Here is a 19,873-nt window from a genome sequence, read left to right as displayed (position 1 = left end):
CCATCAAATTAATTCATCCATTCATACAGCGTAATGTTTCCGTACACTGGATCTGCGAGTGTGCTGGAACGATATGTTTTCACTTTCCGCACATGGCGGGAAAGGGAAATCCCTTGCGCTTGAAAGCCTTTGACCACATGATCTGTCATATAAATTTTAACATGTCGATAGTTCTTCTTGTCTTGTAAAAAAAATGAAAAATGCAGCACGTCTTTATGCGGAAAGTCCACATCGAGGTATTGCAGCACGCGTGTTTCTTCCCATGTATACAGAACAAATTTCTCTTTACTATTTTGTAAATCATACGCTAATTGATAGGTTGCTGGCAACTGTAATGCTTGTTCGCGCATATGCCACGCTCCCGTTACGAATTGCACGGCTAACACAACCATTGCTATGATCCATCGATACATTGACATATGATTGCGGACATAACGGATCCATCCGTACAGCAAAACAAGATGAACAAGCGGGAGAATGTGACGAGGTTTCTCAACGTTTTGCGCAAATAGCGCCCAAAGAAAATAAACAAACCCAGAAACAAGAAGCCAGTGCGGAAACAGGGATTTCTTTGACCGCCATATCGCTGCTGTCCATGCCATCATATACAAAAAAAGCAGGATAACGGTGTGAGTAAAATGTTTGTGGGAGAAATTCTTAGAAGTTCCCCGATGAGGGGGTTGGGAACGTAGGTTCGCAATCCCCCCTCATCGGGGCCACCAAGCGAAGCGCGGTAGGATCCCAAGCAGGAAACATGAAAAAGGACTCTCTCCCTGGTAAGATGATCATTGTCCACACCATCAAACAGGAGGAGAGAGTCCTATGAATATTCAACAACATCTTACCACAAATTCGTTGACATGGAAAGAGATCGAACTTGATTTGTTTCGAGCCTTGCAAAACACCTTCGCTGAGCTGTTTACGGCTCTGTTGGAGGACATCGACCGACAATTGGCGGAAACTCGGGACAAGCGCCGGTACCACTTGAAAGACAAACGATGCACCACGATTCAAACCCTGTTTGGCGAAGTCACCTTTGAGCGAAACTACTATTTAGACCGAGAACAAAACCGTTACACGTTTTTGCTTGACTCCTTTTTAGCGTTTGATGGATCACAGTCAATCAGCCCTTGTCTAGAAGAAACAGCGGTGGGATTGGCTATGGAGTGCTCTTCCTATCGCAAAGCGGCTCATACGCTTGCCCAGATGGTCGGGTATCCGGTGATGAGCCATGAGGCGATCCGCCAGTTGGTGCTCGAGGCTGAAGTTCCGCTGCACTGCCCGGTGGACCAGCGATATGGACGGGTGCTGTTTGTGGAGGCCGATGGACTGTTTGTCTCTCGCCAAGGGAAGGGAAAACGGGCCAAGGAAGACAAAATCCTGACCGTTCACGAAGGGTGGAAGCGCAACGGCTCACGGATCGAATTCGTGAATCAGCGCCATTACGTCCATGAGGGCAAGAGGGAGGTGTGGGAAGGCTTCGAGGAATTTTTGATGAACGAATATGCCTATGATCCGTGTCGGGATCTTCTTGTCATCAACGGGGACGGCGCTCCATGGATTACCGCATGCCGGGAGTATTTCAAAGGACGGGTCTGCTTCCAATTGGATCGATTCCACGTGGCGCGTGAGTTGCGCCAATGCCTCTCGGGCCATCCACGGTGGCAGGCGATTCGGCAAAAGCTGGCGAAGCAGGATGAAGAGGGGTTGCTTGTGGAACTGAACAGCGCCCTCGGCACGCTGGGGACGAAGCGAAAGAACAACAGCTGGCTGCCTTGATCCACCGGATTGAATCGATGCCGGGATGCATCCGTGATTACCGGGAATGGCTGAAGGAGCAAGGAGTGGACACAACGGGCATGTATCCGATGGGGAGGGCTGAAAGCGTGATGAGCCAGCTGGCGTATCGGGTGAAATACCGCCGCAGTTGGACAGACAAGGGACTCAGGGCGTTTTTCAAGGCAATGATGCCCGGATGGATGGGATTCGTCTTTTCGGACGTTGTTTAGGAGAAGAATCGTCGCATCCGGCGGAGGAAACGGCATCTACCAAACAGACGATCGTGAACAAGGCGAAACAACGCGTCCGCAGTCTTTGGCCGGAGATCACGCGGAATAACGTGCCATATTTACAGCAATCGTCCGGGACACCGATCTATCATGCCCTGTCTGAACTCAAGGGATGGTAAAAAAAGTATACATATCGATCTGGCATGGCAAGGGATGAGAGTTCGAAAGCGCTTACGGATGAAATTCAAAAAAATGGTTCGCTAACCTATGACTTACATCTGTTTTCAGGAATCAAAAAAGTTCCCACAAAGTCTTGACTGACTCAAAGCGGTCCAAGGCTTTGCTGAATGCCGATGCGAATCGTTATGTTTTTTTCTTTTCCTTTCGCTGTTGTACTTGTCGTTGCTTCCTGTCCGCAGCCAGACATCAATGCGATAAACAAGCTTATAAGCAAAAACAATATATGTTTCCTCATAAGAGGATCCTCCTCCCTTAAATTCCTAGTCCCTCCAGCAAAGGAGAGTCTTCCGCTGTTTCAAATTCACGTAATATACGTTGCCTCATTTCTTGAAAAGATGGATGGGCGCGCTGCCGTGGAAATGGCAACGGAACGGGAATGAGTTTACGGATTCGTCCTGGTTTTGCTTTCATCACCACTACTTTCGTTCCTAAATAAACCGCTTCATCTAAGTCATGAGTGACAAGAATCATCGTAATTTGTTTATTTTGCCATATTTCCAGTAAAACATCTTGCAAATGCTTTCTTGTAAAGGCATCAAGTGCACTAAACGGTTCATCGAGCAATAATATTTTTGGCTCCCGCAGCAATGCTCTCGCAATTGCCACGCGTTGTGACATTCCTCCTGATAATTCTTTCGGGTAAGCTTTTTCGAAGCCTTTTAACCGGACAAGCTCTATTAGCTCATCCACTTTTTTCCGGACATTTACGTTTTTCAATGATTGATTTGCTGCGATATTTTCTTCCACGGTTAACCATGGGAATAAACGATGTTCTTGAAAAATAAAGCCTTGTTCGAGTCCTGGACCTTGAATTGGGATTCCATCTATTTCTACCGTACCGTTATAATCGGTATCCAACCCTGCTACAGTTTTTAGCAATGTACTTTTTCCACATCCACTTGGACCAATGACCGTAGTAAATTCTCCATTTTCTATTTCTAGTTGAACATCTTGGAGTACATAAATTTCCTGTTTTCCTTGGAAAAAACTTTTATTCTTAATATCAATTCGTATGCTCACTTCGTTGTCTTCCCCCTTTCTGCAAATGTTTGAAGAAAATACTGTAAATGACTATGCCCTATAGAACCGCCTCCTCTTTCGTTCGATTGGAATGAAGAAGAATTATCGTAGTTGCTCTCTATAAATTTAACTATTCCTATAGGTTAACTATGATTAAGTCAAAAAAACAAAACGTCGTGAAAGCGGTTTTTAATTCATAGTTTACCTATAGGATTTATTGATTATAAATATAAACAATTTTATAAATTCAGTCAATTATTTTTTATATTTTTAGTTACCGTAAATAAATAAAAAGAGATTCAGACAATATATTGCCTGAATCTTTTTGAAGAAAAATGAATTATACGTGTTTTTCCAATAGTTGAACAAGCGCTTCTTTCGGCTGATAGCCGATCGTTTTGTCGACAAGCTCGCCATTTTTGAAAACAAGCAATGTTGGAATGCTCATCACGCCGAACTTAGACGCTGTTTCTGGGTTTTCGTCGACGTTTACTTTTACGATTTTTACTTTGTCGCCCATTACTTGATCTACTTCTTCAAGAACCGGCGCAACCATGCGGCAAGGTCCACACCATGGCGCCCAGAAATCGACTAATGTTAGGCCTTCTTTCGTTTCTGCCGCAAATGTTTGATCTGTCGCATTTACAATCGCCATTTTAAATTCCTCCTATTCGCTATGATACTGTAAGCAAAGTATATCACGTAATGGAGTTTAGTGCGAATATTTTGCTTCGTTTCTAATATTCGCTTTCTGGCAGGAATTATGCCTTCGAGCAGACAGCAGAAAACGAGCAAAGCAATTCGCTTTGCCCGTTTCGTAAAAAATTTACGAATGCACTTTTAATTTTTTAAATTCTTCTGTTAACAACGGAACAACTTCGAACAAATCTCCGACAATACCGTAATCAGCGACTTTGAAAATGTTTGCCTCTGGGTCTTTGTTAATCGCTACGATGACTTTCGAGTTCGACATACCAGCTAAATGTTGAATCGCTCCGGAAATCCCGCAGGCGATATAAAGGTCTGGCGTAACGACTTTCCCAGTTTGGCCGATTTGAAGCGAATAATCGCAATATCCCGCATCGCACGCACCGCGTGATGCACCGACCGCACCGCCTAATACTTCGGCAAGCTCTTGCAGCGGCTTAAAGCCTTCCGCGCTTTTCACACCGCGTCCGCCGGCAACAATGACTTTCGCCTCAGATAGGTCGACTCCTTCCGCTGTTTTACGAACGACTTCTTTTACAATTGTACGCAAATCTTTAATGTCGACAGAAACGTTCGATACTTCTCCGGAACGCGATTCATCACGTTCTAACGGTTGAATGTTGTTCGGACGAACAGTGACAAAAATGATGCCGTCTGTAACGATTTTCTTTTCAAACGCTTTTCCAGAGTAAATCGGACGTGTAAAGATAAGGTTGCCCCCAGCTTCTTCCACAGACACCACGTCGGAAACAAGGCCAGAGTTTAATTTGACCGCTAATTTCGGCGATAAGTCTTTTCCTAATGAGGTATGGCCCAATACGATCCCTTCTGGGTTTTCCGCGTCAATCACTGCTTTCAGCGCTTGAGAATAGCCGTCAGATGTATAATTTTTTAAATTTGGATGCTCTACCACAACGACGCGGTCGGCGCCGTGGAAAAATAACTCATTGGCATACGATTGGACGCTTTCGCCGACAAGGACGGATACGACTTCCCCGCCTTGGGCAATCGTTTTTGCCGCTGCGATCGCCTCAAACGAAACGTTTCTTAATGATCCATCACGAACTTCTGCTAACGTCAGTACTTTGCGTGCCATCTTTCAGTCCCCCTATTATGAAAAATTACACCACTTTTGCTTCTGAACGTAAAAGTTGAACAAGCTCTTTTACTTGATCAGCGATTTCACCTTGAAGAATTTTTCCCGCTTCTCTTTTTGGCGGCAAGAATATTTCGATCGTTTTCGTTTTCGCCGCAACATCGTCTTCATCCAAATCCAAGTCATCTAATTCCAATTCATCTAGCGGTTTCTTTTTCGCCTTCATAATGCCTGGAAGCGAAGGATAGCGCGGCTCGTTAAGTCCTTGTTGCGCTGTCACAAGCAGTGGAAGCGACGTTTCGATCACTTCTTCGTCTCCTTCCACATCGCGGACGATCGTTACTTTATCGCCGTCAATATCTAGTTTCGTAATTGTCGTCACATACGGGATTCCCAGCAATTCCGCTACGCGCGGACCAACTTGTCCCGAACCGCCGTCAATGGCGACATTTCCTGCCAAAATCAAATCAGGGTTTTTGTCTTTTAAATATTCGGCAAGAACTTTCGCCGTTGTGTATTGATCTTGTTCTTCAACATCTTCTTCAATATTAATGAGCACCGCCTTATCGCATCCCATCGCTAGCGCCGTACGCAATTCTTTTTCCGCATCCTCATTGCCCACCGTCACAACTGTTACTTCACCGCCATGTTTGTCGCGTACTTGAATCGCTTCCTCAATTGCGTATTCATCGTACGGGTTGATAATAAATTCTGCTCCTTCTTCGTTTACTCTGCCATCTGCAATCGTAATTTTTTCTTCTGTATCGAATGTGCGCTTCATTAAGACGAAAATGTTCATGTGAGTCCCTCCTTGTTTTGATTAAACATTACTTCAGTTTTAAAGATTCCGTCAATTAAAAACATTATTTACCATGAAAGACCGGCGGACGCTTTTCAATGAACGCTTGCACTCCTTCTTTCGCGTCTTCTGTTGTGAACATGCTTCCAAACAGCTCCGCTTCCTCACGCATTGCTTCTTGGAATGGTTTTTCTTTAAAAGAATTTAAAAGCTGCAATGTAGCGCGAACCGAAATCGGGCCTTTTTGCGCGATTTTTTTCGCCAGTTTTTTTGCTTCCTCGAGCAATTGTTCTTCTGGCACCGCTTTGTTTGCTAATCCCCACTGCACCGCTTCTGCTCCGGTAATCGGCTCGCTCGTCAACATCATCTCAGCCGCTTTGCCGAAGCCGACGTAGCGAGGAAGCCGCTGCGTGCCGGCAAAGCCAGGTATGATGCCAAGCTGCAGCTCTGGCAGGCCGAGTTTGGCGTTTTCGGAAACAATGCGGATATGGCAGCTCATCGCCAGCTCCAGTCCACCGCCTAGCGCTGCGCCATGGATGGCCGCAATCACTGGTTTTGGAAAGCGCTCGATTCGTTCCAACACTTGCTGTCCATTTTGCGACAGCGCTGTCGCTTCATCGCTGGACGCTATAGAAGTAAACTCTTTAATATCCGCTCCTGCGGAGAAAAATCTTCCTTCGCCGTGAAGAAGCACAACACGGACGTTATCATCCGCCTCCAGCTCATCGAGCAAGGCTGAAAGCTCTTTCAATAAAGCGGATGAAAGAGCGTTTGCCGGCGGACGAGAAAACGTTACGTCCGCGACAAACTCTTCTTTATGGATACGAAAAAATTCCATCTCCTCTTCTCCCCCTTTAAACAAATATGCTGTCTTACGAAGATGCACAACCCTTTGTTAACAATTCATACACTGGATTTGCTAATGCGACTAGATCATACTTTTGCTCGTTCATTACCCATGTCGTCACCGTTTCGTCAATCGCTCCAAAAATCATTTGCCTTGCAAGCCGAATATCTAAATCACGGCGAAACTCGCCTTTTTCGATTCCTTCTTTTACAATTTCGTCAATAATGCGCAAATATCTTTTTAACACATCGTTAATGCGATGTCGCAATTCTTTGTTCGATTGACGCAATTCCAGTTGAGTAACGACGGCTAAATGATGATCTGCGGCCAGTGATTCAAAATGTTTCTTTACTAATACGTACAATTTCTCTAAAGGACTCGAAATTCCTGCTATCTCTTGTTCAATTTTCTCAATAAAGGAGCCCATTTTTTCCTCAAACACCGATATAAGAATGTCTTCTTTATTTTTAAAATAAAGATAAATCGTGCCGTCTGCGACCCCGGCTCGTTTCGCGATTTTTGATACTTGCGCCTGGTGGTATCCATTTTCAGCAATCACTACCACCGCTGCATCGATAATTTGTTTAAATTTTGGCTTATCTCTCCTCAACATTCATTCTCCTTTACAAAAAACATGAATGATCGTTCATTCATGTTTTCATTTTAAGGACTCCTTATTTATTTTGTCAAGATGATCTTTTGCAAAAGCTTCAACAATCTTCATCCTTTCTTCATTTCTTCCTCCAGCAATGCTCTTCGCAAAATTTTCCCAACCGCTGTTTTTGGAAGTTCTTTGCGAAATTCGTACATTCGCGGCACTTTATATGCCGCCAATCGGCTTCGCATAAATTGGTCCAATTCCTCTTGTGTGCATTGTTCTCCTTGTTTAAGAACGACAAACGCCTTTACCGTTTCTCCACGATATTCATCTGGAACGCCAATAACTACTGCTTCCTGCACTTTTGGATGTTCATATAATACTTCTTCCACTTCACGTGGATAAATGTTGTAGCCGCTTGCAATAATCATATCTTTTTTCCGGTCGACGATATAGAAATAACCGCGCTCATCCATATAACCAACATCTCCCGTATATAACCATCCGTCACGTAAAACATTCTCTGTTTCATGCGGCTGATTCCAGTATCCTTTCATCACTTGCGGTCCGCGAATAATAAGTTCACCAATTTCATTGGCTTTTGCTTCTTCCCCTGTTTCCAATGATATAATTTTCGCTTCCGTATCTGGCCATGGCACTCCGATGCTTCCTTTTACCCGTTCCCCGTCCCATACAAAATTGCTGTGAGTAACAGGCGATGCTTCCGTCAACCCATATCCTTCAATCAGTTTTCCGCCAGTCAATTTTTCAAATTTTTCCTGAACTTCCACTGGCAATGGTGCTGATCCGCTAATGCATACTTTGATCGATGACAAATCATAGCGCGATAAATTCGGGTGATTTAAAAGCGCAATATACATCGTTGGCGCTCCAGGAAACAACGTTGGTCTTAGTTTTTCAATCGTTTTTAATGTTGTTTCCGCATCAAATTTCGGCAAAAGAATCATTTTATACGCTTGCATAATCGCTAAATTCATGATCGTTGTCATGCCATATACATGGAAAAACGGCAAAACTCCCAAAATCGACTCCGTTCCTTTTCCGCATCGATACATCCAATGAGCGCACATCAACGTATTGGCGATTAAATTTCGGTGCGTAAGCATGGCCGCTTTTGGAACGCCGGTTGTTCCTCCGGTATACTGCAATAACGCGACATCTTCAACAGGGTCGATCTCCACATTTGGCTCCATTGCGTTCGGACGGGCTATTATTTTGGAAAATAGATGCTGGTCGCTCCGTTCTTCCACTTTGACAATCACTGGCTGCTGCTTCCGCTGCATGAATGGATATAGCCATTTTTTTATCGTTGGCAAATAGTCTTTAATGCTCGTAATAATAAGATGTTTCACTTTTGTATTTACTTTTACTTTCGCTGCTTTTGGATAAAGCATATCTAATGTGATGAGCACCGTTGCTCCGCTGTCGTTTAGCTGATATTCCAATTCGTGCTCTGTATAAAGCGGATTGGTCTGCACGACAATGCCGCCCGCGAACAGCACACCATAATAGCTGATAACCGCTTGTGGACAGTTTGGCAGCATAATCGACACACGATCCCCTTTTTGCAGTCCGATTTGTTTCAAATAATTTGCCAATGTGAGCGCCTGTTCATAAACTTCACGAAATGTAAGCGTTTTCCCGAAGAAATAAATCGCATCATGCTCGCCAAATTCCGCCGCCGTTTCCCGCAAGTAATCAGGCAATGTTTTATTAGGATAGTCAAGGTGATGCGGAATTTCTGGCGGATAATGAGTAAGCCATGGTTTTTCCATCGTACTCCCCCATATCAAAAAATTTCAGATGGTTTATTTTTATTTTATTACACTTTTTCGAATTTTACATCAAAAAAAACGCCCTATCTCATAGGGCGTTAAAAAAACAAATAGATGACGCCGATAAGAACAAAAAACACACATAGTATAAACAATAATTTTGCCAATGTTTCCATCGTTTTGTTTTTCCACGCTAAATAGACGATGCCAATGATCAAAAAAATTCCACATAAAACAAGCAACATTCTTACTAATGTCTCCATCTTTTAACTCCCTTTACCGAATTCCTTCTCCAATAACAAACGATAAGCCGATGGAAATAACCATGGAAATCAGCCCAACCGCCCGATTGTCTTTCGCAATCTCTTCGTCGATATTAAACTTTGGAGTAAGAAACTCATAAATAAAATACGCAACGAGTAGCAAAATAAAGCCATACACTCCCCAGCCGATCATCGCCAGCAGTGATTCATGATGGCGAAGAGCATAGCGAAAAATATTGGCAATACCAAAAATTTTCCCACCTGTTGCCATCGCCACCGCGACATTTCCTTTTTGAATCTCTTCCCAATTTTTATATTTTGTCACTAGCTCAAATATAGTTAAAAACACGACCATGCATAAAACAGCCACGCTAAAATTGGCGGCAATCTTTACGATTTCGTTTTCCCAAAACGAACTCATCACGTTCTCTCCTCGTCATTTCAATTCGACAATCGTTACCCCTGTTCCTCCTTCATTTGCTTCACCAAAATGGAAGTTTTTCACAGAGCGGTGCTTTTTCAAAAATTCTTGCACCCCTTTGCGAAGCGCTCCTGTCCCTTTTCCGTGAATGATCGAAACGCGAGGATATCCCGCTAAAAGCGCATCATCAATATATTTTTCTAAACGGACTATCGCATCTTCGTACCGTTCCCCGCGCAAGTCAAGCTCCAATCCGACATGATAGTCTTTTCCTTTTACGGTAGCGAGCGGTTTTGTCTCCGTTTTCGGCGCACTGCCGATATATTCTAAATCCCGTTCGTTGATTTTCATCTTTAAAATGCCGAGCTGTACTTGCCACTCATCATCAGAAACCTTTTCCACAAGATATCCTTTTTGATTTAAACTTGTCACTTTTACTTCATCGCCAGGCTGAAAGGCGTGCTGCGTCTGTTTTTTTCTTTCTTTTTTCTTCTTCTCTAATGTTGGAATCGCTTCTTCTAGGCGTTTTTTCGCCTCAATCAGTTCATGCTCTTTAATTTCCGCTTGTTTTTCTTTTTGCATTCGGCGAAGTTCGCGAATAATTCGCTCGGCCTCTTGCTGGGAAGCGCGGACGATGTCGGCTGCTTTCCGTTTCGCTTCTTCTATTATTTCATCGCGTTTTTCATGAAGTTCTTCCCATTTTTGCTCCCAATCGCTGCGGAGTTTTTCCGCTTCCATGCGCGCTTCTTTTGCTTTTTTCTCTTCCTCTTCCGCCCGCTTCTTGCTTTGTTCTAGCGAAGCGATCATATTTTCCACTTTGTTGCTTTCTGCGCTAATATGCGATTTTGCCCGTTCGATAATGCGCTCATCGAGTCCAAGCCGCTTCGATATTTCAAAGGCATTGCTTCGCCCTGGGATGCCAATCAATAACTTATACGTCGGACGAAGCGTTTCGGTGTCAAATTCGACACTTGCATTGATCACGCCGTCACGATTGTATCCGTATGCTTTTAACTCCGGATAATGGGTGGTCGCCACCGTACGTGCTCCGCCCCGTGCACTTCATCTAAAATGGCGATCGCCAACGCCGCGCCTTCTTGCGGATCGGTTCCCGCACCTAATTCATCGAATAAAACGAGACTTTCATGATCAACGTTGCGTAAAATATCAACGATATTGACCATATGAGAAGAAAATGTGCTTAAACTTTGTTCAATCGATTGCTCATCCCCGATATCCGCATAGACGGAACGGAATACTGCTAATTCAGAACCATCGAGCGCAGGAATAAATAAGCCTGCTTGCGCCATCAATGTCAATAATCCGATCGTTTTTAATGTGACTGTTTTCCCGCCGGTGTTTGGACCGGTAATAACGATCGTTGTATAGTCTTTGCCAAGCTCAATGTCATTCGGAACAACAACGTCTTGGTCAATGAGCGGATGGCGCGCCTGTAATAACCGGATATAGCCGCGATCATTCATCACAGGCTTTGTCGCTTTCAATTTATTGGCATATTTTGCTTTGGCGAAAATAAAATCGAGCTGTGCCAATATGTCGACATTTTCGAGCAATGCTTCCGCGTGTTCGGCTACAATGCTTGTCAACTCCGTTAAAATCCGCTCAATTTCTCGTTTCTCTTTGACACGCGCTTCTTGGAGCTGGTTATTTAATTCTACCACTGCTTGCGGTTCAATAAACAATGTTGCTCCCGAAGCCGATTGATCATGGACGATGCCGCCGTAAACACCGCGATACTCCTGTTTTACTGGAATGACGTAGCGGTCGTTGCGAATCGTAATAATCGCATCAGATAACATTTTTTGCGCCGACTGCGAACGAATGATATTCTCCAATTTTTCGCGCACCCGCGCCTCAGTTGTTCGAAGCTGCTGGCGGATAGAACGCAACCGTTCGCTCGCATGATCCATCACTTCACCATGATCATCAATACAGCGTTCAATGGCCTGTTGCACTTCCGGAAGCGCAGCAAGTTTTTCCGCATAGCCTGCCAAATGAGGAAACTCTTCTTTCTCTTCATGCAGCGATTCAATAAACTGCTTCAATTGCCGGCTTGCAGAAATGGTGCTCGCAATATCTAAAAGCTCATGCGGACTAAGCGTTCCGCCGATTTTCGCACGCTTGAGGCTTGCGCGGATGTCAAAAATGCCGCCGAGCGGAACGTGCCCGCGCAGACGAAGCGCGGCTACCGCCTCGTCTGTTTCTTCTTGCCAGTTTGTGACCTCGGCAAAATGCGAAGAAGGAAATAGTTTTTCTACCTTTTCTTTTCCTAATGACGAAGATACATGTTCTAATAACTGCTCTTTTACTTTATCAAATTCTAATACGTGAAGCACTCTTGTATGCACGGATGAAAAACCTCCATCTGAAAATTGTCAACCAATTCGATTCCGAATACGTTTACCGATTGCGCTGCAAAAAGCTGCGCAACTCTTCAAGAGACCATGTATTGATCACCGTTTCCTTGCGAATCCATCCTTTTCGTGCGGTTATGACCCCTATTTCCATATGGTCAAGCATGTCCAAATGGTGGGCATCTGTATTAATCGCGATTTTTACTCCAGCATCTTGCGCTTTTTTCAAATAGGAATATGATAAATCGAGACGGTTCGGATTCGCATTTAACTCAAGCGCCGTATTCGTTTCCCGCGCCAATTCGATAAGCATGTCTATATCTACGTCATATCCGTCTCGCTTTCCGATTAACCGCCCTGTCGGATGAGCGATCAAATCAACATGACGATTGCGAAGCGCAGCAGCAAGACGCTTCATAATCACGTCACGCGGCTGGGAAAAACTTGAATGAATCGCGGCGATGACAAAGTCAAGTTCTTCGAGAACGTCATCATCGTAATCAAGCGTCCCATCTGGCAAAATATCCATTTCTATGCCAGCCAAAATTGTAAAATCATCATATTTCGCGTTTAACCGTTCAATTTCTTCCCGCTGTCTGCGAAGCCGCTCCACTGTTAAACCGTTTGCGACTTTCAAATACTGTGAATGATCGGTAATCGCCATATAACGGTAGCCTTTTTTCCGGCATGCTTCCGCCATTTCCTCGATCGAGCACGCTCCGTCGCTCCAAGTAGAGTGCATATGCAAATCTCCTTGAATGTGGGAAAGGCAAAGAAGCGAATAGTCGTCGCGATAGCGGTCGACTTCGGTTCCATCTTCCCTTAGTTCCGGCGGAATAAACGGCAACTGGAAATGGGCAAAAAACGCTTGTTCATTAGAAAATGTTTTCACTTCTCCCGTTTTCACATTTTCTACTCCATACTCACTAATTTTTTCACCACGCTCTTTTGCCAGCTGCCGCATGCGGACATTATGTTCTTTCGATCCCGTAAAATGATGGAGCGTCGTGGCGAACTGCTCCGGTGTCACTAAACGAAAATCAACAGCAATTTCATACTCATAGCGAAGCTCTAGGGACACTTTCGTATCACCGTTTGCAATCACATCTGAGACATTCGCTAGCTTCAATAACTGTTCCCGCACAAGCTGCGGATCGTTCGTTGCGATAATGAAATCTAAATCTTTCACTGTTTCCTTCATTCGCCGCAAACTGCCGGCACGAGAAAAACGAACGATTCCTTCCATATTTTTAAGCTGATTTTCTATTTCCTCGGCAATCGGCAGCACAAAGGCTAACGGAAGCCGTTCCGGGCGAGAGCCGATTTCTTCAATGGCGGCTAAAAGCTTTTCTTCCGTTTTCTTTCCGAAGCCTGGAAGCTGCTGTACTTTCTGCTCGAGGCAAGCTTCTTTCAATGAAGCAATATCCACAATGCCCAGTTCTTGATATAGCTTTGCGATTTTCTTGCCGCCAAGTCCGGGAAGCCGAAGCAGGGTAAGCAAGCTCTCTGGAATTTCCTGTTTCAATTGTTCGAGAACGCTGGACGTTCCTGTTTCCAAAAATTCATGAATGACGCTTGCCGTCCCCTTTCCGATGCCGGGAATCGCGGTGAAATCGTCTATTTCCGCAATGCTTCGTTCATCAGTTTCCAATGCGCTTGCCGCTTTGCGAAACGCCGCAATTTTAAACGGATTTTCTCCTTTGATTTCCATATATAACGCAATCGTCTCCAGCAGACGAATGACATCTTTTTTATTTCCTTTCATTTTATCCCCACCTATCCGTACAACCCACTACGAAACATAATACAAGTTTTTTATGAAAAAGTACAAAAAAACTTCCCTATGAATATAGAGAAGTTACTATGCCATATAATGAATCCACATTTGCTTCAACATATCAGACAAAAACGGAGTGTGCTTCACAATCACCATTGCCATAAAAGAATGTTGAAGCTTCGTTTGTATGCTTTCAATTGGGATAAGCGCACCAACGTATAAAAGTAAAAATACGATTAAGTACACTTCGATAAATCCCAACGCTCCGCCAGCCCAGCGGTTAATGCTGCGAAGAATCGGCAATTGCGCCACAAAATCAAGCATCGAACCGATGATTTGCAGCACAATTTTCGTTGCGAAGAATAAAATCGCAAATGCGATCGCTCGATAGTATGCTTCATCCAAATGCGTGCTTTCAAACAGCAGTTTGGCCGTCTCCGGATCGCCGAACGTCGGATACGGAATCCACAGACGCAGCGGAGGCACTAATTTTTCATAATAAAGATAAGCGACGACAAAAGCGATGATAAAGCCGGCCATATGAATAAATTGCAAAATAAATCCCCGTTTTAGACCAATCATAAACCCCATTAAAAGGATAAAGAGCAAAAGAAGATCGACCATTCCGTTACTCATCCTTTTCTTTATGTAGTTTTTGTAAAAGCCGATCATATTCTTCTTTTAATTTTATATAATCATGAACGATGTTAATGGCTGTCAGTACCGCTAGTTTACTAATATCCAATGTCGGATTTTTCTCGCTAATCTCCCGCATTTTATCGTCGACAATGGATGCCACTAAACGAATATGGCTTGAGCTTTCTGTGCCAACGATCGTATATTGCTGTCCGTATATATCGACTGTCACCCGCGTTTTTTGTTGCTCCGCCAAATGATTTCCCCCATTCCTCAAAATCCTATTGTTTATCATAACATGAATGCTGATATAATGAAAAGATACGACTACTATGATATGCAAAAGAAAAAACGATAGTGATTAGGAGTGAATGGCCATGGCAAATCACGTCATCACAGCAACAGCGACGATGCTTGAAGAAATGCGGAATCATTACGCTTCCGATATAACCGGACACCTTCCTGCAGGTGCTTTGTTCGTTGCCAAACGGTCCGGCTGCACGATTACCGCTTACCGCACGGGAAAAGTGCTGTTTCAAGGAAAAGAGGCAGAACAAGAAGCGGCAAAATGGATGAAAGAATCGGATCAAAAGGAAGCGCCAGTCTCCCAGCCCCCCTTGGCTGCCGCATCGGCAATCGGCTCCGATGAAGTCGGAACCGGAGATTATTTCGGACCAGTTGTCGTTGCCGCCGCATATGTTGCCAAAGACCAAATGGATGCGATCACAGCAATGGGAATAAAAGATTCGAAACTATTAACGGATGAAGCCATCCGACGGCTCGCCCCGTCGCTTATGAACATGATCCCGAACCAAACGGTTATACTGTCCAATCCAATGTATAATGATTGGCAACGAAGCGGAATGCCGCAAACGAAAATAAAAGCGTTGCTGCATAATGAAGCGATTGGAAAGCTTGTCAAACAGCTTTCCCCTATAGAACCGGAAGCGATTATTATTGACCAATTTATTGAACGGGACTTATATTTTCGCTACCTCGAAAACGAAACAAATGTCGTCCGCGATCATGTGTATTGCTACCCGAAGGCAGAAACGGTTCATGTTGCAGTGGCCGCTGCTTCGATAATCGCCCGCTACGTATTTTTGCAGGAAATGGAGCGATTAAGCAAAGAAGTGGGCATGACATTGCCAAAAGGAGCGGGAGCGCAAGTCGATCAGGCCGCCGCCAATCTTATCCAAACGCATGGGCCTGCCATTCTCGAAATGTGCGCGAAGCTTCATTTTGCTAATACCGAAAAAGCAGCGCGGATTGCTAAAAAATAAACATAAAAAGAGGATGGCTCGAAAAGATCGTTATTAACGACCTTTTGAGTCAGCCTCTCTTTGTTCATACATAGACGAGTAAGTTTAGCTCCCGCTGCCGGTTAGCTTCTCTCCTCCAGCGCCTCAACAACCTTTTCCGCCGTGCTTCTGCTTGATTGCGGGTTTTGCCCTGTAATTAAATTGCCATCACGTACGGAGAAGTCCGTCCATTTTTCACCGTGGACAAAATTGGCGCCTCTTAAGCGCAACGTTGATTCAAGCAAAAACGGCATATATTGGTCTAATTGCACTTCTCTTTCTTCTTCATCTGTAAATGCGGTTACCGTTTTTCCTTTGACAAGCGGTGTTCCGTCTTTATATGTTACATTGACAAGCCCGGACGGACCGTGACACACAGCGCCAATGATTCTTCCATCTTCGGCAAATTGCTGCAGGACGTATTGCAATGTTTCATTATCTGGAAAATCGAACATCGTCCCATGACCGCCAGGAAGGAAAATCGCATCAAATCCAGTTGCATCGTCTTCGCTTAAGCGGGCCGTATTTTTCAACTCTTTTTCAGCTTCTGCCCAAGCTGGATCTTTTTCTTCAATGCTGCGCGGATCAAGCGGCACTTCCCCGCCTTGGATGCTTGCCACTTTCACGTCATATCCTTTTTCTTTAAAGACAAGATATGGAACGGCGAACTCCTCAAGCCAAAGCCCCGTTTTATGATCGTCGGTTATCGTTGTATGGTTGGTAACCACCATCAGCACACGCTTGCTCATTGGTTATTCCTCCTTGTATCGAATTCGTAATTTTATCATAGATTACCTTTCACAAAAGCACCAATAAATATGCTCAAAAAAAAGCGGGCTCCTTGCCAGAGCCCCTCCTTTACTTCATAAACGGCCACCAGTTTGCCTTGCCGAATGTTTTGACCATCACCGGCACGAACAGCGGCAGTACAACAAGCGCGTATAAAATTAATCCAGTCAGCACAATCGTCGCGATTTGCAAGAGCGACAAGACGCCGGACGGATACATTGCCGCAAACGTCCCGCCTAAAATAACAGCGGCCGAAATAATAACCGTTCCCATATTGCGCATCGCCAACAGCATCGCTTCCTGCACCGGTTTGTCACGATATTCGTTGAAGCGGTCCATCAAGAAAATGCTGTAGTCGATGCCAAGCGCGATTAAGATGACAAACGCGAAAAACGATACCGCCCAGTTCAAACCGGCGTAGCCAAGTCCATTGACAAAAATAAGCTCGGTTACTGCCATCGATGTGTAGTACGTCAAAATAAGCGATAAAATTAAATACATCGGCATAATCAACGAACGAAGCAAAACGATTAAAATAAGCGCAATGCCGGCAAGCATCAACACAACGGTGCGGGAGTAGTCATTCGACGAAATCGTGTGCAAATCGGAATAAATGCTCGTCACTCCGCCAACGGCAACTTTTGCATTTTCGAGTTTCGTATCTTTCACCGCACGCTCAACTGCTTGTTTAATATCATCGATTTTGTTCAACGCCGATGTGGAATACGGGTTTTCATCGAAAATCACATCAAACGTCACGACTTTTTTGTCTTTGGACATATACGCATCTTGCGCTTTGGCAAATTCTTTGCTTTCAAGCACTTGTTTCGGCAAATACCAGCCTGTCATTTCTTTGTTTGGCGAAGACGCAAGCTCGGATAAATAGCTTTCTGCGGAACCTAGGCCTTTCGATACTTTCCGAAGACCGTCGGCACTTTGATCAAGCCCTGTAATTAATTGACTCATTTGCCCGTCTAATTGGGAAAATCCTCGCAGCAGCTGTTCTTGCCCAGCGTTCACTTCGCTTAATCCATTCGACAGCTGCGGAAGACGCCCGATTACTTGACGCTGTCCATTTGCTGCTTTATCCATCCCTTTTTGCAGTTCGTCAAGCCCGGCGATCAGTTTGGTCATCCCATCAACCAACGCTTTTTGGCCGCTGATAAGCTGCGCAAACGAGCCGTTCGCTTGACGGACTCCAGCGCTTGCCTGTTTGAGTGCGGTATTTAATTGCGTAAAACCTGCAGTCATTTGATGGGATCGTTGTGCTAATCCCGCCGCAATCATTTTTGTTCGCTGATATTCCGGATCCTGCTGCAGCTCTGGATGTGTTTGCTCTATATGATTCAACGATACGCTCACCGAGGATAATTGCTCCGATAAGGTGTTCATGCCGTCTTGCAGTTGTTCATACTGGCTGATAAGCGAAGAGAGCCCGGCACCCGCCTTTTCATATCCTTGCAGCAACTGCTCAGCGCCTCGCTTTAACTTTTTCGCATTATCCTTGATTGTTGCCAATCCTTTTTTGATTTCGCCAGCTCCCATCGAACCGCTGCGAATGCCTTGTTCAATTTGCGCAAGTCCTTTTTGAAGGTCGCTAACGCCCATTTTGAGCCGCTCTGTTCCTGATGCAAGCTCTTCCATACCGTTTGTCGCTTGTTTTAATTTTGGCGCGGATGCGGAAAGCTGTTTGCTCGCTTGACTTAGTCCAGAGCTGATTTTCTCAATCCCTTCTTTTCCTTGTCCAAGACCATCTTTTAAGCTTTTCGCTTGCTCGGTGACAAACAATTGTTCAATTGGCTCCCCAGTCGGGCGTGTAACAGAACGCACTTTGTCGATACCATCGATTTTTTCGACTTCACGGCTGATTTTTTCAATAAGGGCAAAATATTCTTGCGAGTTCATCGCTTCATCGTTTTTCATGACGATTTGTGTTGGCATCGCTTCGCCAGGATTAAAATTTTTAGCGATAATGTTGAACGCTTTGACGGACGCATAGTCATCACCAATTTCCTCAAGGGAATCAAATGACAAATCCCCATCATACGTCGCCAACACCGGAACGGTAATGACCGCAACGATGCCTAACGCAATGAGCGGTCTAGCAAACGCAAACCGTCCCGCGGCATCCCATAAGCGGCTTTGTTTATGCTCTAAATTTCCTTTCGCCGGCCAAAACAAATTTGGACCAAGCACCGCCATAAAAAACGGCACCAACGTCATCAGCGCAACGAGGAGCACCGCTACCCCAACCGCCACCGCGGCAGCCGATTGATATAACTTAAACGTTGATAATCCAATTGCGGCAAACCCGATCATCACCGCAATTCCGCTGAACAATACCGTTTTTCCAGCTGTGCGGTACGTGGCGACAATCGCATCCGTGCGGTTTTCGTGCTGCGAAAGTTCTTCCTTAAACCGGCTTAACAGCAAAATACAATAGTCCGTTCCGATTCCAAACAGCACGGCAACTAAAAAGATTTGCGTAAACGTAGAGAGCGGAAAATTCACTTGATCCACGAGAAAAGCGACAATCGACTGTGACACTAAATACGTCATCCCAACGGTGATAAGCGGAATGAGTGGCGCGACAAACGAACGGAACACGACAAGCAACACCACTAAAATAAACACAACCGTAATGCCTTCCGTCTTTTTCAACCCTTTCTGCGAGCTGACGACAACGTCTTCGTCAATCATCCAGCCACCCGTGTAATAATGTTCGACAGAAATGTCATCAATCGCTTTGTAAAGCGCCTTGCTTATTTCTTTCGCGCTTCTTCCGTTCCGCTCCAGCTTCACGGACGTTAAAATCGTCGTGCCATCTTTAGAAACAAGTTGATCTTTCAATTCCTTTTCTTTAAACGGGGAGATAATCTCGGTAATTCCGAGTTTCTCTTTTTGCGCTTCCAACTGTTTAACGGCGTGCTCCGCTTCCTTCCAATCGCTGGCCGTCAGCCCTCCTTTGCGGTAAAACACAAGTGCTGTTGACAGTTCGCTTCCTTTGTTCTCCTTCTTTTGCACTTCGTTTAAAATATCGATCGCAAGCGAAGACGAGTAGCCTTTTGGCACGTTAAGCTGCCCTTTCTCGCGGACAAGATCGGCCATGTTCGGCGCCGTCGCCATCAGCACGACAAGAGCGGCAATCCACGCCAACAGCACGAACCACTTTCCTTTGACGATTCCTCTCACGATGTC

At 44.8% G+C, this 19,873-nt stretch carries 16 protein-coding genes and 3 pseudogenes; 2 read left to right on the top strand and 17 right to left on the bottom strand.

Translation table 11 applies throughout. From position 1 onward, the window contains the following. Nucleotides 1–8: 8 nt before the first annotated feature. A pseudogene (locus NXM86_RS03695) lies at nt 9–635 on the bottom strand (nucleoporin-interacting protein); the annotation flags it as partial. A 187-nt stretch (nt 636–822) separates the two neighbouring features. Here NXM86_RS03695 and NXM86_RS03690 point away from each other — a divergent pair. Then, a pseudogene (locus tag NXM86_RS03690) lies at nt 823–2,188 on the top strand (ISLre2 family transposase). Nucleotides 2,189–2,331: 143 nt separating this feature from the next. On the opposite strand, the gene NXM86_RS03685 reads toward NXM86_RS03690, so the two are convergent. The 14 genes and pseudogenes from NXM86_RS03685 to zapA all read right to left on the bottom strand — a co-directional run bounded on the left by NXM86_RS03685 (nt 2,332) and on the right by zapA (nt 14,841). Then, complete coding sequence (locus NXM86_RS03685; RefSeq protein ID WP_498958634.1) at nt 2,332–2,484, bottom strand: hypothetical protein; 153 nt, start codon at nt 2,482–2,484, stop codon at nt 2,332–2,334. Nucleotides 2,485–2,501: 17 nt separating this feature from the next. Then, nucleotides 2,502–3,269 (bottom strand): ABC transporter ATP-binding protein, encoded by a 768-nt coding sequence (locus tag NXM86_RS03680; RefSeq protein ID WP_015864728.1) that lies wholly within the window; start codon nt 3,267–3,269, stop codon nt 2,502–2,504. Nucleotides 3,270–3,609: 340 nt separating this feature from the next. Then, nucleotides 3,610–3,924 (bottom strand): thioredoxin, encoded by a 315-nt coding sequence (gene trxA, locus NXM86_RS03675; RefSeq protein WP_015864729.1) that lies wholly within the window; start codon nt 3,922–3,924, stop codon nt 3,610–3,612. A gap of 171 nt (nt 3,925–4,095) precedes the next feature. Beyond that, the gene (locus NXM86_RS03670; RefSeq protein WP_015864730.1) at nt 4,096–5,073 is read right to left on the bottom strand and encodes an electron transfer flavoprotein subunit alpha/FixB family protein; all 978 of its coding nucleotides are present in this window, start codon (nt 5,071–5,073) and stop codon (nt 4,096–4,098) included. A gap of 25 nt (nt 5,074–5,098) precedes the next feature. Further along, nucleotides 5,099–5,872 carry an electron transfer flavoprotein subunit beta/FixA family protein gene (locus NXM86_RS03665; RefSeq protein ID WP_015864731.1) on the bottom strand — a complete coding sequence of 258 codons (774 nt, stop codon included), beginning with the start codon at nt 5,870–5,872 and terminating at the stop codon, nt 5,099–5,101. A gap of 64 nt (nt 5,873–5,936) precedes the next feature. Continuing rightward, a complete protein-coding gene (locus NXM86_RS03660) occupies nt 5,937–6,710 on the bottom strand; it encodes an enoyl-CoA hydratase (RefSeq protein WP_498958632.1) in 774 nt (257 codons plus the stop codon). Between the two features lie 34 nt (nt 6,711–6,744). Further along, entirely contained in the window at nt 6,745–7,329 is a 585-nt protein-coding gene (gene fadR, locus NXM86_RS03655; protein ID WP_062753238.1) for a fatty acid metabolism transcriptional regulator FadR, read from the bottom strand. A gap of 110 nt (nt 7,330–7,439) precedes the next feature. Beyond that, a complete protein-coding gene (locus NXM86_RS03650; RefSeq protein WP_081188822.1) occupies nt 7,440–9,113 on the bottom strand; it encodes a long-chain-fatty-acid--CoA ligase in 1,674 nt (557 codons plus the stop codon). Between the two features lie 98 nt (nt 9,114–9,211). Continuing rightward, nucleotides 9,212–9,376: a hypothetical protein gene (locus tag NXM86_RS03645; protein ID WP_167317814.1), complete on the bottom strand. Its 165-nt coding sequence runs from the start codon at nt 9,374–9,376 to the stop codon at nt 9,212–9,214. A 13-nt stretch (nt 9,377–9,389) separates the two neighbouring features. Continuing rightward, the gene (locus NXM86_RS03640; protein ID WP_015864736.1) at nt 9,390–9,797 is read right to left on the bottom strand and encodes a DUF350 domain-containing protein; all 408 of its coding nucleotides are present in this window, start codon (nt 9,795–9,797) and stop codon (nt 9,390–9,392) included. 15 nt (nt 9,798–9,812) lie between these two features. Next, nucleotides 9,813–12,166, bottom strand: a pseudogene (locus tag NXM86_RS03635) (endonuclease MutS2). A gap of 52 nt (nt 12,167–12,218) precedes the next feature. Beyond that, nucleotides 12,219–13,937 carry a DNA polymerase/3'-5' exonuclease PolX gene (gene polX / locus NXM86_RS03630; RefSeq protein WP_498958630.1) on the bottom strand — a complete coding sequence of 573 codons (1,719 nt, stop codon included), beginning with the start codon at nt 13,935–13,937 and terminating at the stop codon, nt 12,219–12,221. 96 nt (nt 13,938–14,033) lie between these two features. Next, nucleotides 14,034–14,573 (bottom strand): CvpA family protein, encoded by a 540-nt coding sequence (locus NXM86_RS03625; protein WP_498958629.1) that lies wholly within the window; start codon nt 14,571–14,573, stop codon nt 14,034–14,036. Nucleotides 14,574–14,577: 4 nt separating this feature from the next. Beyond that, nucleotides 14,578–14,841: a cell division protein ZapA gene (gene zapA / locus NXM86_RS03620; protein ID WP_015864740.1), complete on the bottom strand. Its 264-nt coding sequence runs from the start codon at nt 14,839–14,841 to the stop codon at nt 14,578–14,580. Between the two features lie 121 nt (nt 14,842–14,962). Here zapA and rnhC point away from each other — a divergent pair, with 121 nt between their 5' ends. Further along, nucleotides 14,963–15,868, top strand: coding sequence for a ribonuclease HIII (rnhC, locus tag NXM86_RS03615; RefSeq protein ID WP_498958628.1), 906 nt, complete (start codon nt 14,963–14,965; stop codon nt 15,866–15,868). A gap of 101 nt (nt 15,869–15,969) precedes the next feature. On the opposite strand, the gene NXM86_RS03610 is transcribed toward rnhC, so the two are convergent. Together NXM86_RS03610 and NXM86_RS03605 are read right to left on the bottom strand one after the other, a co-directional pair. After that, nucleotides 15,970–16,635: a type 1 glutamine amidotransferase domain-containing protein gene (locus NXM86_RS03610; protein ID WP_015864742.1), complete on the bottom strand. Its 666-nt coding sequence runs from the start codon at nt 16,633–16,635 to the stop codon at nt 15,970–15,972. Nucleotides 16,636–16,744: 109 nt separating this feature from the next. Continuing rightward, nucleotides 16,745–19,867, bottom strand: a complete 3,123-nt coding sequence (locus tag NXM86_RS03605; protein ID WP_328268460.1) for an MMPL family transporter — start codon at nt 19,865–19,867, stop codon at nt 16,745–16,747. Nucleotides 19,868–19,873 lie beyond the last annotated feature (6 nt).

This window comes from Geobacillus sp. CX412, assembly GCF_027942335.1.
In the GTDB taxonomy this organism is placed as follows: Bacteria; Bacillota; Bacilli; order Bacillales; family Anoxybacillaceae; genus Parageobacillus_B; species Parageobacillus_B toebii.
This window is presented reverse-complemented; position numbering and strand designations above follow the sequence as displayed.